The 15,875-nt window shown below is 36.8% G+C and carries 14 protein-coding genes; 10 read left to right on the top strand and 4 right to left on the bottom strand.

Annotated elements, in window-relative coordinates:
• Nucleotides 1-46 precede the first annotated feature (46 nt).
• Entirely contained in the window at nt 47-1,564 is a 1,518-nt protein-coding gene (locus NKG37_RS01680; RefSeq protein ID WP_016203406.1) for a flavocytochrome c, read from the top strand.
• 188 nt (nt 1,565-1,752) lie between these two features.
• Complete coding sequence (locus NKG37_RS01675; RefSeq protein WP_016203405.1) at nt 1,753-1,983, top strand: hypothetical protein; 231 nt, start codon at nt 1,753-1,755, stop codon at nt 1,981-1,983.
• A 464-nt stretch (nt 1,984-2,447) separates the two neighbouring features.
• On the opposite strand, the gene NKG37_RS01670 is transcribed toward NKG37_RS01675, so the two are convergent.
• On the bottom strand, nt 2,448-3,563 hold the full coding sequence (locus NKG37_RS01670) for an IS4 family transposase (protein WP_169187985.1): 1,116 nt from the start codon (nt 3,561-3,563) through the stop codon (nt 2,448-2,450).
• 198 nt (nt 3,564-3,761) lie between these two features.
• On the opposite strand from NKG37_RS01670, the gene zupT reads away from it, so the two are divergent.
• Nucleotides 3,762-4,571, top strand: coding sequence for a zinc transporter ZupT (gene zupT, locus NKG37_RS01665; RefSeq protein WP_101729300.1), 810 nt, complete (start codon nt 3,762-3,764; stop codon nt 4,569-4,571).
• A gap of 425 nt (nt 4,572-4,996) precedes the next feature.
• On the opposite strand, the gene NKG37_RS01660 is transcribed toward zupT, so the two are convergent.
• Nucleotides 4,997-5,218 carry a hypothetical protein gene (locus NKG37_RS01660; RefSeq protein ID WP_016203403.1) on the bottom strand — a complete coding sequence of 74 codons (222 nt, stop codon included), beginning with the start codon at nt 5,216-5,218 and terminating at the stop codon, nt 4,997-4,999.
• 285 nt (nt 5,219-5,503) lie between these two features.
• Here NKG37_RS01660 and NKG37_RS01655 point away from each other — a divergent pair, with 285 nt between their 5' ends.
• From NKG37_RS01655 to NKG37_RS01635, 5 genes are all read left to right on the top strand, one after another.
• Complete coding sequence (locus NKG37_RS01655) at nt 5,504-5,782, top strand: hypothetical protein (protein WP_254415692.1); 279 nt, start codon at nt 5,504-5,506, stop codon at nt 5,780-5,782.
• Nucleotides 5,783-5,790: 8 nt separating this feature from the next.
• Complete coding sequence (locus NKG37_RS01650; protein WP_254415691.1) at nt 5,791-6,099, top strand: transposase; 309 nt, start codon at nt 5,791-5,793, stop codon at nt 6,097-6,099.
• 157 nt (nt 6,100-6,256) lie between these two features.
• Nucleotides 6,257-6,370, top strand: a complete 114-nt coding sequence (locus NKG37_RS01645) for a DUF1657 domain-containing protein (RefSeq protein WP_254415690.1) — start codon at nt 6,257-6,259, stop codon at nt 6,368-6,370.
• Nucleotides 6,371-6,462: 92 nt separating this feature from the next.
• Nucleotides 6,463-7,149: a ribose-5-phosphate isomerase RpiA gene (rpiA, locus tag NKG37_RS01640; protein WP_224427650.1), complete on the top strand. Its 687-nt coding sequence runs from the start codon at nt 6,463-6,465 to the stop codon at nt 7,147-7,149.
• Between the two features lie 289 nt (nt 7,150-7,438).
• Nucleotides 7,439-8,665, top strand: a complete 1,227-nt coding sequence (locus NKG37_RS01635) for an NADP-dependent malic enzyme (RefSeq protein WP_254415689.1) — start codon at nt 7,439-7,441, stop codon at nt 8,663-8,665.
• Between the two features lie 87 nt (nt 8,666-8,752).
• Here NKG37_RS01635 and NKG37_RS01630 read toward each other — a convergent pair whose 3' ends face one another.
• On the bottom strand, nt 8,753-10,090 hold the full coding sequence (locus NKG37_RS01630) for a nucleobase:cation symporter-2 family protein (protein ID WP_016203397.1): 1,338 nt from the start codon (nt 10,088-10,090) through the stop codon (nt 8,753-8,755).
• Nucleotides 10,091-10,224: 134 nt separating this feature from the next.
• Nucleotides 10,225-11,874 carry a PucR family transcriptional regulator gene (locus NKG37_RS01625; protein ID WP_169189091.1) on the bottom strand — a complete coding sequence of 550 codons (1,650 nt, stop codon included), beginning with the start codon at nt 11,872-11,874 and terminating at the stop codon, nt 10,225-10,227.
• A gap of 256 nt (nt 11,875-12,130) precedes the next feature.
• Between NKG37_RS01625 and allC the strand changes: the two genes are divergently transcribed.
• Nucleotides 12,131-13,366 (top strand): allantoate deiminase, encoded by a 1,236-nt coding sequence (allC, locus tag NKG37_RS01620; RefSeq protein ID WP_169189090.1) that lies wholly within the window; start codon nt 12,131-12,133, stop codon nt 13,364-13,366.
• A 595-nt stretch (nt 13,367-13,961) separates the two neighbouring features.
• On the top strand, nt 13,962-15,191 hold the full coding sequence (locus tag NKG37_RS01615; RefSeq protein WP_169189089.1) for a pyridoxal-phosphate-dependent aminotransferase family protein: 1,230 nt from the start codon (nt 13,962-13,964) through the stop codon (nt 15,189-15,191).
• Nucleotides 15,192-15,875: the final 684 nt, after the last annotated feature.

The raw sequence follows: 15,875 nt of genomic DNA, 5'->3' as shown, positions 1-15,875 counted from the left end.
CATTACGTTTTGTGCCTTGAGCGAAGCGAAAGGAATGGATATAAAGATGAAAAAGAAATTAACAGCTGCTTTTATTTTTGCTTTTTCGCTAGTGCTTGTTCTTGCTGGCTGTGGAAATGATAAAGCGAGTAACACGTCAAAACAAGAAAAAGAAGAAAAGGAAGCTGAAGCTGTATCAGGAGCATCTCAAACGAGCTACACACCGTATGAAGAACTTAAAGATAGTTATGATATTATTATTGTTGGAGCTGGTGGAGCTGGAATGACAGCTGCATTGGAGGCAAAGGAAAAAGGATTAAACCCAGTTATTTTTGAAAAAATGCCGGTTGCGGGAGGAAATACAACAAAAGCCTCTTCCGGAATGAATGCTTCTGAAACTAAGTTTCAAAAAGAACAAGGTATAGAGGATAATAATGATAATTTTTATGAAGAGACATTAAAAGGTGGACATGAAACAAATGATAAAGAAATGTTACGTTTCTTTGTTGATAACTCTGCAAGTGCGATTGAATGGTTAGATTCAATTGGTATTCGTTTGAATAATTTAACTATTACAGGTGGAATGAGCGAAAAACGTACCCACCGTCCTGAAGATGGCTCAGCGGTAGGACAGTACATAGTAGATGGGCTATTGAAAAATGTGCAAGAAAAAGGCATTCCCCTATTCGTTAATGCAGAAGTGAAGGAAATAACGGAAAATGATGGAACTGTAAATGGAGTTAACGTTTTATTCAATCAAACCGATGAAAAAACAATTACTGCTAAAGCAGTCGTTGTCACTACTGGTGGATTCGGTTCTAATATGGAAATGATCAAAGAAGTAAGAAGTGATTTAGGAGACTATGTAACAACAAACCAAGCTGGTAGCACTGGTGACGGAATTAAAATGATTGAAAAATTAGGCGGGACAACAGTTGATTTAGATCAAATTCAGGTCCATCCAACTGTGCAACAAGATGAATCTTACTTAATTGGTGAAGCTGTTCGTGGCGAAGGAGCAATAATGGTTTCTGCAGATGGAAAAAGATTTTCCAATGAATTAGATACTCGTGATAAAGTTACTGCAGCAATCAATGAGCTTCCAGAAAAATCTGCATATTTAGTGTTTGATGCTGGTGTGAAATCTCGTGCGAAAGCTATTGAACAATATGAAAAAATGGGCTTTGTATTAGAAGGGGAAACAATCGAAGCTCTTGCTGAAAAGATGAATGTTTCTGCTGAAGAGTTAAAAACAACGCTAGAAACATGGAATAGTGCTGTTAACAGTAAAGACGATAAAGCTTTTGGAAGAACAACAGGAATAGAAAATGATTTATCTACTGCACCTTTCTATGCAATAAAAATTGCTCCAGGCATCCATTATACGATGGGAGGAGTAAAAATTAATACAAATACAGAGGTGCTTAATAAAGAGGGAGAACCAATCCCAGGATTATTTGCCGCAGGAGAAGTAACGGGTGGTCTGCACGGTGAAAATAGAATCGGCGGAAATTCAGTTGCTGAAATTATTATCTTTGGTCGTCAAGCTGGTGTGAAATCCGTTGATTATGTAAATGCACAATAAGTATTATAAATTCAAGTAAAAGTTTAGCTCTGCTGGACTGTACTATAGGGGATGTAAAAGGTTCAAATCGCTTTTGATTTGAACCTTTTATTGTGCAATTATTGATTATGAAGTGAATGTTCGACTGTATGGATCATTTGCGGACATTGGACAATCTCTTTCTTTCATACGCTAAATGCAAAGGGGCGATGGAAGAAATGAATGATAACAGAAAAGAAGTAATTATTGTAATTATAGAACTTTCGCAAATGAAAAGATTTTTTATGATGGATATGGGGATTGGTACCTTGTCATATTATTTAGTTAAAATGATTAATGGGAATATCATTATTGATTTAATTGGAAGTACTATTATTACAGAAGGAGTAAAAAGAGTGTATAAAGGGATGAATAATAAAGAAAAAAAAACAATCAAATAAATTTCAAGATATAGATTTTGAAAATACATAAAAGAGAGGAAAGAAATTTACTTTTTTACGTATAATTTAAATAAGTTATCTTAATGGTTCCATCATTGGGGGGACTTTCATTCCCTACTCATGGTTAGTCGAACTATAGTAGATATCCCATCTATCTTTCTCGATTTTTCATAAGCTTACGGATGAGTCTTACTATCCGTTAAGAGTGGGATAAATACAATTTACACATAATATGTATATATGGATTGACGAATATTTGGATTTTGGTTAAAATTTTTCCTAAGAGAAACATTTTTAAATCAAGATATAATTTTTCACTAGTGTTGCATAAATAGTGTCATAATTTTCAGTTTACTCACCTTCCCTGTTTAGAGGCAAAAAAGTAAATACCCAATCAAAGGTGGCCCCATCCATTTGGAAATTTATTTACAATTAGACTTTTGCAACGACGACAATTTGCATATTTAAGGGATGGCTTTTCCTTCAATCTTTCGAAGCCAAACATTCGCTGGTTTCCACAATGCAGCCCTTAGATAACGGCTAATCTGTAAGGTTTTTCGCTTGCTTCTGGTCTCGATTTGCACGAGAACATGTAGGCAAAAAACAATTAGTGCGATAAATACTTGATTTTGAATCGCCCATTCGCTTTGACCGTAGAACTTTTTGATGCTGAGATGTTGTTTGATCCATTTAAAAAACAGCTCAATTGCCCACCGTGATTTATACATTTCTGAAATTTCTTCGGCGCTTAAATCAAAACGATTTGTAATTAAATGAAGTTCATTTCCTTTTGAGTCCATCACTTTTAGAAGCCGAAAGTAATTTTCAGCACGGTTTTGAGTCGTACCTATCAACACCATTTGGTCTGATAAAACAGCTGTATCCTTGGGTAGCTTAAAATCGTAAACGTTCCGTATGACTGCATTTTTGCGTAGCCGTGAAAGAAAGAAGTAGCCATCATCAGTCATGCGATCAAAGCGCTCGTAGTCTAGATAACCACGGTCAAACACATACATGCATTCCTTGTCATCCACCATGATTTCAAGCTGACCACGGTCATGTTCTTTTGCCGTTGTCATAACGGCCTTTTCAGGATAGGATATACCCTTTTCCATAAACACAAGGCGCAAATGTAACTTTACACCTGCTTTTGTTTTGCGGAATTTAGCCCATTTATGATTGGTCAAATTAAGTGGCAATGTGCTTGAATCAATGATTTTTAACGGCATCACGAGTTTCGTGTAATGCGTTTTGGCATGAATTTGTGACACTAAATCAAGGAAAAGCCTTTGAAATAGATCAGGGTTTATGCCGTTTAACCGCCGTGACAACTGAGAAATACTAATAGAATCAAGGTCTATCCCTTTTTGAAGCTGGTCATCGAAAAGACAATCACCCAGCGCATGCAGACTTTCAATTTCTTGTAGCTGCGCAAAAAGTAGTAATTTTAGAAATGACTCTGTCGTTAATTTTTTCGTATAGTAATCTAATTTCATCGTTTTCACGTTTTCTTCAAATAATTGAAGATTTATAGGTGAAAACCATTGTCCAAATGAAGTTTTTCGTGTAATCTTGTCCATGTGATGGTCCTTTTTTAGTGGATTTGGACGGGTTACCACCTGACTAATCCATTATAAAGGACTTTTTCTTTGCGCAAAATAATAATATTGAACATTTTGAGTATTTTTAATAGTGAATTTAAATTAATGCAACACTAGTGATAATTTTTATATAAATGAAAAAACGTAGAAACTACAGAAAGATTAAGGGGGATTTAAATGCCAGAAAATTTATTGATTGCCTTTGGTTTAACCTTATTAGCAGGTCTTGCTACGGGAATAGGAAGTATGCTTGCTTTTTTTACTTCAACGACGAATACGAAATTTCTTTCATGGATGCTTGGATTTTCTGCCGGAGTCATGATTTATGTATCAATGATTGAGATATTTGTAAAAGCAAAAGATGCGCTAGTCGGATCATTGGGGCAACAAACCGGTAATTGGCTTACCGTTGCAGGATTCTTTGGAGGAATCTTGCTAATTGCTTTAATTGATAAATTTGTACCAGAGCAAGGAAACCCACATGAGTTAAAGAAAGTAGAAGAAATTAATAAATCAAATGTGAAACAGACAGACCATTCTTTATTAAAAATGGGAAGTTTTACAGCACTAGCTATTGCTATTCATAACTTTCCAGAAGGAATTGCAACCTTTACTGCAGCTTTACAAGATCCAGGGCTAGGTGTAGCAATTACAGTCGCAATAGCAATACATAATATTCCAGAAGGAATCGCAGTAGCAGTGCCCGTATATTTTGCCACAGGTGATCGAAAAAAGGCATTTAAGCTTTCCTTTTTATCAGGATTAGCAGAACCAGTTGGCGCATTAGTTGCTTTCCTCATCTTAATGCCATTTCTAAATGATGTTATGTTCGGTCTAATATTTGCAGCAGTTGCAGGAATCATGGTATTTATTTCTTTAGACGAATTATTACCAGCTGCTAAGAAATACGACGAAGGACACCTCTCGATATACGGTCTAATAGCTGGAATGGCAGTCATGGCAGTAAGCTTGTTGTTGTTCATATAACATTGTTGAAATAGGCTGTTTTCTAAAGGCTTGTTGTTTTTCAATAGGGAAAAAGAATTAGTTGGAAAAATGGAGCAGCCGGAATACACGAAGACGCCACGGGGATTAGCGAGACAGTCTGAGAACCCGGGGGCGAAGCTGAGGAGGCTTAAGCTTAGCCCCACGGAAAGCGAAGTGTATTCCGGCTGCGAGTAATCGCAACAAACTTTACGAAAACAGCCTTGAAATAAATGGTGATGAACATTTTAGCTTTCTTCGTATAAAATTAATAAATATGAAGTTATGAGTTGCTTCTAAGTGCGGACACTTGATTCCTGCTGAAAGAAAGTGTCTGTAGTGGAAAACAGCAGGTCTCATTAAATGAACAAACAAATGCTTCCAAGTTTTTACGACTTTGGAAGCTTTTTATTTTACAATAAAAATCATCATTCCCTCTTTTCCAATAAATTATTTTCTTTTTCCATTTTCACCACTTCTAATTTTAATTTATCCGTTTCTATTAAAAAGTTTTCATGTTTTAATCTTTCAAGCTCCAATTGATCCTTTAACATAGCATGGTTAAGTTTTGCCTTTTTTTCCAAATGATCAGTTATGATACCGGCTAGGGGAATGGAGAATACAGCTAAAACAATAATGATAGTAATCATTTTTTTTACTCCCTTATTTTTGTTTTACTAATCATACGACAATAGCCTTCTGATGATAAAATCAAGCTAGCAGAGGCACAGGAAAGACCACTGTTGCTAGCAACAATAAAAACAACCATGAACTTTCGCTCTCAATCCAGGAATGAAAATAGTTTTCCTTCCCCATAATGTAGATACCACAAACAGTGAGCATATAACGTGTCTTTTAATGTGGTTTTACCCTGTAATAAAAACTGTTGGAATAAATTTGGTGTACAACCCATTGTTAGCTCTCTATTTTTAGAGATGAGTTATATAGATCAAGAAGAGGTGGAGAAAAAGATACATGGAAGAATGGCTCATAAAAAGCAATTAATTGCAGATTCATTATTTGGTACATTAAATGACCATCAACTTTTTCTAATCAAACAATCTTGGATGCACATTATTTATCTTGAAGAACTAATATCTGATATTGAGAAAAGAATCGATAAGACCTTACTAAATTATCAGGAAGAAGTTCAGCTTCTAATCACGATGCCAGGTATTAAGAAGATACAGCCGCAATTATTATTGCAGAAATAGGTGTAGACATGGAGCAATTTCCTACTTCTAAACATCTGGCTGCATGGGCAGGGCTGTCACCTGGAAATTATGAAAGTGCAGGAAAAAGGAAAAGCACACGAACATTAAGAGGAAATCCACATATTAAATCTGCATTGTGCGAGGCTGCATGGGCTGTTTCTAGGAGTCGAAATAAAAGATTAGGAATTAAATATTGGTCGTTAGCTGCAAGAAGAGGAAAGAAAAAAGCACTCGTTGCCATCAGACATCGAATGCTTACTATTGTCTATCACATGCTTCAAAACAAAGAACCCTACTACGAGTTAACTTCCAATTAGCATCATAGACAAAAAATAGAAAAGTTATACGAGAAACCGTAAAATATGGTAGCTCTGCTTTCCTATTGCCAAATTTCAATTAATTATAGCTTTAACAAAAATGATCTAGTTTAAACCATTATTTATTTTCACAGAAAAAGTAGAAGCAGATTTAGAAATGTTTTCGTTGCAAACAGATAATCAAGAAGCAAAAGCCATGTATAGAAAAAATGCAGATAAAATGGAGCAGGTGATAAATGAAGTGAAAGTTTATTTAGGAGATAATTTCTAATGAAAAATAGATGAAAGAGTAGGAGTTATCATCTATTATAGAAGGAAGATAACTATTTAGATAAATATAAAATAAGTGTGTAGGTGAATAAGATGGATAGACAGAATGAAAAAGCGTTAGTAGGGGAAGCAGCAGTTATTCAATTTGTAAAGGATGGAATGGCAGTTGGACTAGGTACAGGCTCTACAGCTTATTATGTTATAAAAAAAATGGGAGAAATGATTAAAGCTGGCATGAAACTAAAAGGAGTTGCAACTTCAAAAGCCACAGAAAAATTAGCAATTGAATGCGGAATTCAATTGATTGATATAAATGAGGTAGAAGAATTGGATCTTGCCATCGATGGAGCGGATGAAATTGATGCTAATTTCTATGCCATTAAAGGGGGAGGCGGAGCATTGTTGCGAGAGAAAATAATTGCTAATGCTGCTAAAACCTTTATTGTTGTTGCTGATGGAAGTAAAAAAGTCCAATCATTGGGTAAATTTCCTCTCCCTATTGAAGTGGTTCCCTTTGGCTATAAACAAACCGAGAGAGCAATCCGCAAATTTGGCTGCAAAACAGAGATACGGGAAAAAGATGGGGAGATTTTCGTAACAGATAACGGAAATTATATTGTGGATTGTTCTTTTTCTAGTATCCAAAATCCCACTCAATTACAGCAGGACTTGAATAATATAGTAGGGGTAGTAGAAAATGGCCTCTTTATTGATATGGTAGACGTATTAATTTCTATTAAGAAGCATAAAGAAATTAGCGTAGAATATGTTAAAAATTAACGCTTTGGAAAAGGACGTTAGTGGATTTTAATGAGTATTGGAAAGTACTCCGTTTTTACAGACAGGTGATCCTTGCTATTTCGGAAAGGACAACTGTCCGTAAAAAATAAGTCTATCTAAATTGATTTGAGCAGATTTTAAGATATTCTTTATTTTTTCTTGAAAGCGTTTCTTTTTTTAATTATACGGTATATCATCTTAGATAGGGAGGGGAATCCTTATCAAGAAATGCGGCCAATTGAAGGCAGCAATCATGTAAGAGGAAAATGCGCTAAAAGGGAGAGATAGAATGTCTTTACGAGAAGATGCTTTACATATGCATCAAGTCAAACAAGGGAAATTGGAAATCCAGGCGAAGGTGGAAGTGAAAAATGCCCAAGATTTAAGTTTAGCCTATTCTCCAGGGGTGGCAGAACCGTGTAAAGAAATTTTTGAAAATCCGGAAAAGGTATATGATTTTACGATGAAAGGCAATATGGTTGGTTTAGTAACAAATGGTACATCTGTACTTGGTTTAGGGAATATTGGAGCAGAGGCATCCCTTCCAGTTATGGAGGGGAAAGCAATCTTATTTAAAAGCTTTGCGGGGGTAGATGCTTTTCCGATTGCCTTAAATACAACCGATGTAGATAAAATAGTTGAAACAGTTAAACTGATGGCACCTACATTTGGCGGGATCCATTTAGAGGATATTGCTGCACCACATTGTTTTGAAATAGAAGAACGACTAAACAAAGAACTAACAATTCCTGTATACCATGATGATCAGCACGGTACTGCCATTGTTACATTGGCAGGGTTAGTCAATGCTCTTAAGATTGTTAAGAAAAAAATGAATGATTTGAAAGTTGTTATAAACGGGGCTGGTGCATCGGGAATAGCTATTTCAAGGCTTCTCTATTCTTATGGTGCAACTAATATGATTATATGTGATACTAAGGGTGCGATATATGCTGGAAGGCCAGTTGGCATGAATTCAGCAAAAGAATCTGTAGCGGTATACACAAACGCTAAGGGAGAAAAAGGCTATTTAAGTGATGTAATGAAAGGAGCGGACGTATTCATTGGTGTTTCTGTTGCAGATACCTTAACAATAGAGATGGTGCAGACGATGAAGGAAGATGCGATTATCTTTGCCATGGCTAATCCGGTACCAGAAATAAGTCCCGCAGATGCAAAAGCAGCAGGTGCTATTATAGTAGGAACAGGACGATCTGATTTTCCGAACCAAGTGAATAATGTATTAGCATTCCCAGGTATTTTTCGTGGCGCTCTTGATGTTCGTGCAACTACAATTAATGAAGAAATGAAAAAAGCAGCTGCTGAAGCCATTGCAGCTTTAATTGCGGATTCAGAGTTGACGGCGGATTATGTAATTCCAAGTCCTTTTGATCCCAGAGTAGCTCCAGCTGTAGCAGCTGCTGTTGCAAAAGCAGCCATGGAAACAAATGTAGCTAGAATTCAAGTTGATCCAGAGCAAGTGAGATTGAAAACAATGAAATTGACGGCAATATAGAAGTAAATATAGGTACTAATAAAAGAGGCTAGTTCAATGAACTGCCTCTTTTAGTTAGACTGCGAGTGATAACAACGAAAACAGCCTTTATGAAATGGTATGTGTTTCACTTACCTCTTGTTTGTTAAGAAGGGAGGCACTAGTGCTTTTTTTACTTGCTTTTACATTAAAAAGAAGATTTAAGAAAATCGCTGCTAGACTTCCAGTAATAATTCCATCACTTACAATAATACGAAGTGCAGAGGGAAGTTGATCAAACAGTGTAGGAACCGCTGTTGCACCTAAACCAATGGAAATGGAACAAGCCATTATTAATAGGTTAGCTTGATTCGTGAAATCAACTTTGCTCAGCATTCTAATGCCAGAAGCAACAACCATCCCAAACATAACAACTGTTGCCCCTCCCAAAATTGGTGTAGGAATAATAGTCGCAAAAGCGGCGATTTTAGGAATAAACCCTAAGAAAACGAGGATCCCACCTGCTGCGATAACGACATTTACAGTTTTGACTTTTGAAAGTTGCACAAGACCGACGTTTTGGGCAAAGGTATTATACGGAAATGCATTAAAGAGCCCACCGATAGTAATTGCTAGACCTTCCGCGCGATACCCCCTCGTTAAATCTTTTTCACTTAGTGGCGTATCGGTAATTTTACTTAGTGCAAAAAAAACTCCAGTTGATTCTATGACAATGACTAAACCAACAATTAACATCGTAAGAATCGGGCCAATTTCAAAGCTAGGAGTTCCAAAATAAAATAGTTCAGGGAAATGGAACCACCCAGCCTCTTTTACTGGGGAAAGATTCACTTTTCCAAGAAAGGCAGCAACAACAGAACCTACTATAATTCCGATTAAGACAGATAATGATTGCATAAATCCTTTCGTGAAACGGTTTAGTAAAAGAATGAACAATAAAACACCGAATGAAAGCAGCAGATTTTCAATGGATCCAAAATCGTCACTTGTTGCACCGCCGCCCATATTTTTAATGCCTGATGGAATAAGCGATAATCCAATAATTGTTACAACAGTTCCGATTACAACAGGAGGAAAAAGCTTTGTAATTTTGCTGAAAAAAGGAGCACAAATAATCATGAATAGTCCAGTAATAATAATAGCTCCATAAATTGCTGTTACCCCATAATTTGTACCAATTGAAATCATTGGGGTAACAGCGACAAAGGAACTACCGAGTATAACAGGTAAGCCAATTCCTAAATATTTATTTTTCCAAGCTTGAAGCAATGTAGCAATACCGCATGTTAATAAATCAATTGCAACAAGGTATGCAAGTTGTTCTGTGGTTAAATTTAATGCCCTACCAACTAATAGTGGGACCAGTATAGCACCTGCATACATCGCTAGCACATGCTGTAGTCCTAAAGAAAAAATTTTCAAACCCTTTTCTTCGCTCTGAGCCATTATTTACACTCCTTTTCTCCTTTGTGTTAGAAATGATAACACGTATAGTTATGTTAATTAACATAATAGTTAGCAAGGAGAAAGAAGTCATTGGTTATATTGTACAAAATATTTAGAAAATATAGATTATATATCTAATATATTGGCGTCTGTTTTTTTCTTTCATTTGTTTTTAAAATCGATTTTATCCGGAAAGCAAAGCGAAGATGGAAGGTAGTTTCAGGATCCTTTAGGCTTTTTCCTAATAGTTCTTCGCATTTCTCCAATCGATAGATTACTGTGTTGCGATGGACATAAAGACGTTTTGCAGTTTCGGAAATTTGACAATGGGTCTCTAAGTAAACAGAAAGTGTGTTGAGTAGTATTTGTTCTTCGTCCTGCTGATGATTGCTTGAGAATGCTTGAAAAATATGATCATAAAATTCCAGAAGGTCCTTTGTTGGAATGATTCTTAACATTTCAAAGACATCCTTTGGGCGATGGATCTGAATAAAAGGCGTATTTCCAGAAAGGTTTCCAGTATGTAAAGCACTAAGAGCTTCTCTATAAGCATTAGGTAAATTTAAGAGTTGCTGGTAAACGTTGCTTATACCAAGTGACATATGTCTTTTAAAGGTGTTTGCAATATAACTTTGAATATTTTGCAAATAAGGAAGAATGGAGCTGTCTAGATCATAAGAGGAATGCACGACTTCCATGATAAGAATACAATGATCATCTTTTATAAAAAGCTGGGAAGCGAAAGGTGCTTTCTTTATTTCAGTTTCTAAGAATTCATAAATATAATCGATTTCTACAGAATGTTGGGTAAAGGATTTATATTGCTCGCTGCTATCCATTTTGCCTATGATTGCGATGGAAGCTTGTTCTCTCTTTAAGGAAAATTCTTTAGCTCTACTTTCGATTTCCTCAGCAAAAGTAAACTTTCCTTCCACAAAATGAGTGAAGAAATCATTTCTTGCTCTTCTGGTATATTGTTTAACTGTGTTTTCCCTCATTAGTTCAAAGGAGAGGACGTTAGTTGCTTGTTCAATTGTAAGAAGTAAGCTTTGGTCTTCTAGTGGGATTTCCCCTAGCACAACTAAAAAAGCTGGTTTTTTCATGTGCGTATAAATAGGGAAGATAGTAAAAACCTCTTCTGTATTTCTGCTCGAAAAATAAGAATAGGGCGAGTTTGGTAGTAAAAATTCAAATCCACTTGTATGGAGCGAACTAAAAAAGTTCTCAATGGAATTTCTATTATAAGAAGAAGTATGCAGCTGAAAATGTGCATCAAATAAGACAATACGCTTGTTAATCATATGAGATAAGTCATCAACAAGTCGTTTTATACCTTTCCCTTTTAGTATATGTTGTGTGAATTTACGATGGGTTTCAAATGCTGTAGTTAATTCTGCTGTTCTCTGACTCAACATATAATTTAAAGAGGCATTAACGATTTCACCAAGGGATGTTTCTAAAGGAATTTCTAAAAGTGGAAAGCCTTTATCATTGGCAAATTGTATCGCTTCATTTGGTATATGTCCTAAAAATCTTTTTGATTTAATTCCTAAAGCAGTACAATCTTTTTCCTGCATACTTTTTATTAAAGAAAGCAAGACACCAGGCTTATCTTTTAGGTGGTAGGCAGTAGTGACTAGTAAATCGTTCGGGTTTAAGTAGTCCACGATATCAGGTGCATCCATCATTGTAATATGCTTTATTTCTTTATTTAATCCGGTGTGACCTGCAATTACTTCTACTTTATCAAAGACAGGTTTCTGTAGAATTTCTGCTAATTTCATCGTATTCCTCCTAAAGCAATTTCTTTATTATCAATAAATATAATTTAGTTATGTTACACAAAGTATTTAGATAATTCTAACACTTTATCTAATGTATTGCTAGAAGGTGCTTATTAAAATAATGGTTACATAATAATAGCGCGTAGTTAATGTTTTTATATATCAGAAAAATATTATTGGAAAATAACAAAAAGCTTCCGTAGGTTTTAGGTGTATTTTGAATGAATAGGGTGAATCAGCGAGAGGAGCGATAGAAATGAAGACATCTATTGATATAGATACAAAAGAGGTGGGTGAGTGGATAGACTGGCTGGCTGGATTTGGATACACGAAAAACGGTGGGGTTACACGACTTCTCTATGATGAAAATTGGCGGTTAGCGCAAAATTCCCTTTTTCAAAAAATGAATGAAAGTGGTTTAAAGACACATTTTGATGGTGTCGGCAATCTGTTTGGCAGGCTAGATGGGACGGAAAAAGGCGAGAAAACTATTTTAACAGGTTCCCATATTGATACAGTTATAGATGGTGGTAAATATGATGGTGCATATGGAATAATTGCAAGTCTCATTGCTGTAAATTATTTAAAGCAACGCTATGGATCACCCCAAAAATCGATAGAAGTTGTATCTCTATGTGAGGAAGAAGGGAGTAGATTTCCTTTAGCATTCTGGGGATCTGGATCAATTACGGGTAAGTTTAATAGGGAGGATTGCTCTGGTTTATACGATACGAAGAAGGTTTCATTTTCTCATGCGATGAAATCCATGGGATTGCAAACAGATAAAGAACAAGTAAAACGAGATGATATTGATTGCTTTATAGAAATGCATATAGAACAAGGTGCTGTATTAGAGAAGGAGAAAAAGTCCATTGGCATTGTCTCCCATATCGTTGGACAAAGAAGGTTTACTATTAAAGTAAAGGGCGAGAGTAACCATGCAGGTACAACACCAATGCCTTATCGGAAGGACAGTATGCATATCGCAGCCGAATTAATTACATATGCACTCAAACAAGTTACCGAAATTGACTCTCAGTTAGTTGCGACAGTTGGAAGAATACTTGCAATACCCAACGTTCCCAATGTTATTGCGAAAGAAGTTACCTTTACATTAGATGTTAGGCATCACCAAGAAGAAGTGCTAGATTACTATTGTGAGAAAGTTTTTGCTTGTTTTGAACAGAAATGTAAAGCAGCTGGCATGAATGTGGAGTGGGAGCAATGGCTGGATGTTAAGGCTGTTGCGATGGATGATAAATTAACAGAACTAGCCTATACAATTGTTCAAGAAATGGATATTCCTTATCGAAAAATGATCAGTGGAGCAGGACATGATGCACAAGTCTTTGGAACATACTGTTCGACAGCGTTAGTATTTGTTCCAAGTGTAGGGGGAATCAGTCATTCACCAAAGGAATACACAAAACTGGAAGATTTAACGAGAGGCATTATAGTACTAATTGAATTATTGTATCGATTGGCTTATTAAAATGTTAGCCAGTGAATGAACGCCAAAAAAGCAGAGGAGCAAAGGGAAAAGTGGTGTTCATCAAGCGAATGAACGCCAAAAAGCAGAGGATCAAAGAGAAAAGTGGTTTTCATCAAGTGAATGAAAGCCAAAAAGTAGAGGAGCAAAGAGAAAAGTGGTGTTCATCGGGTGAATGAAAGCCAAAAAGCAGAGGCGCAAAGGGAAAAGTGGTTTTCATCAAGTGAATGAAAGCCAAAAAGCAGAGGAGCAAAGGGAAAAGTGGTGTTCATCAAGCGAATGAACGCCAAAAAGCAGAGGAGCAAAGAGAAAAGTGGTTTTCATCAAGTGAATGAAAGCCAAAAAGCAGAGGCGCAAAGGGAAAAGTGGTTTTCATCAAGTGAATGAAAGCCAAAAAGCAGAGGCGCAAAGGGAAAAGTGGTTTTCATCAAGTGAATGAAAGCCAAAAAGCAGAGGAGCAAAGGGAAAAGTGGTGTTCATCAAGCGAATGAAAGCCAAAAAACAGAGGCATAAGGGGAAAAGCGGCGTTCATCAAAAGTAAAAATAAAACAAATTAATCTAGCGCTTTCAAAATATAGATAAAGAAAGGATGTAAACAATGACTTTTTCAGAATTAAGCACACCCTTAAGAACGATTATGACACCAGGACCAGTTGAAGTGGATCCGAGAGTGTTAAGGGCATTGAGTACACCGATTTTAGGTCAATTTGATCCTGCGTTTACGGCTATTATGAATGATGTGATGGGAATGATACAACAAGTTTTTCAAACAAAGAACCAGTGGGCATTTCCGATAGATGGGACATCAAGATCAGGCCTTGAAGCTGTATTGGCCAGTGTCATCGAGCCAGGAGATAAAGTGTTAATCCCTATTTATGGGAGATTTGGACATTTATTAACAGAGATTTCCGAAAGATATGGTGCAGATATTCATTTGCTTCATTGCGAATGGGGAGAAGTTTTTGATCCAGACGTAATTATTGCGGAAATGAAAAAAGTGAAGCCGAAAATTGTTGCTCTTGTTCATGGAGAAACATCAACTGGGTGCATGCAACCGTTAGAAGAGGTTGGCAGAGCATGTCGTGAACAAGATATTCTCTTTATCGTTGACGCGGTTGCGACAATTGGTGGAGTAGATGTTCAATCAGATAATTGGTATATAGATGCAGTTATAGGTGGAAATCAAAAATGTTTATCTGTGCCATCAGGCAATGCTCCAATCACTTATAATGAACGCATTGAAAAGGTATTAAATGCGCGGAAAAAAGTAGAACGTGGGATAGCAACCGATAGTGAATTAGCAGAGAAAAAAATGCATGCTCCTATTCGTTCCAATTATTTAGACTTAGCACAATTACAGGATTATTGGAGTCCAAGAAGATTGAATCATCATACAGAAGCAACTTCGATGTTGTACGCACTATATGAAGGTTTAAGAATAGTATTAGACGAAGGCTTGGAGACTAGATTTGCGCGTCATCAATACCATGAACAAGCACTAATCGAAGGAATAGAAGGAATGGGTCTTGAATTGTTCGGTGATAGAAGATGGAAACTGCCAACTGTAACATGTATTAAAGTACCAGAAGGAATCGATGCAGAGTCTGTACGGAGTATGATGCTCCAGCAATTCGGTGTAGAAATTGCAAGCTCCTTTGGTCCTTTACACGGGAAAATATGGAGAATCGGAACGATGGGCTATAGCTGCCGAAAAGAAAACGTCCTATTTGTGCTTGCCAGTCTAGAAGCCTGTCTCATCAGACACGGAGTGAAAATCCCAGCTGGTCAGGCACTCCAGGCAACATTAGATTTTTATTCAAGAGATTAGAAGGGATACTATAAAGTGAAACTTCCATCAGTGAGGGGTTTCCGTCCTCCCCCACTGATGGTTAGTTGAACCAATCGGACCTTTACGGACAGTTGATCTCCCACCTTTCTTTCTCGTATTCTCCTATGCTTGAGGGGGAGTCTTACTGTCCGTTAAGAGTGGGATAAAGTGAAACTTCTATCAGTGGGGGGGCCTTCCTCCCCACTGATGGTTAGTTGAACCAATCGGACCTTTACGGACAGTTGATCTCCCACCTATCTTCCTTGTATTCTCCTAAGCTTGAGGTGGGAGTCTTACTGTCCGTTAAGAGTGGGATAAAGTGAAACTTCTATCAGTGGGGGGGGCCTTCCTCCCCACTGATGGTTAGTTGAACCAATCGGACCTTTACGGACAGTTGATCTCCCACCTATCTTCCTTGTATTCTCCTAAGCTTGAGGTGGGAGTCTTACTGTCCGTTAAGAGTGGGATAAAGTGAAACTTCTATCAGTGGGGGGGGCCTTCCTCCCCACTGATGGTTAGTTGAACCAATCGGACCTTTACGGACAGTTGATCTCCCACCTATCTTCCTTGTATTCTCCTAAGCTTGAGGTGGGAGTCTTACTGTCCGTTAAGAGTGGGATAAAATAGTTTCTAAAAAGAATAAAAAAATCCATATTGACAATAATGTTTCTATCCGATATGATT

This window comes from Niallia sp. RD1, assembly GCF_024219955.1.
GTDB lineage: Bacteria > Bacillota > Bacilli > Bacillales > Cytobacillaceae > Niallia > Niallia alba.
Note: the sequence above shows the minus strand (reverse complement) of the source record. Positions and strands in the feature narration are given on the sequence as shown.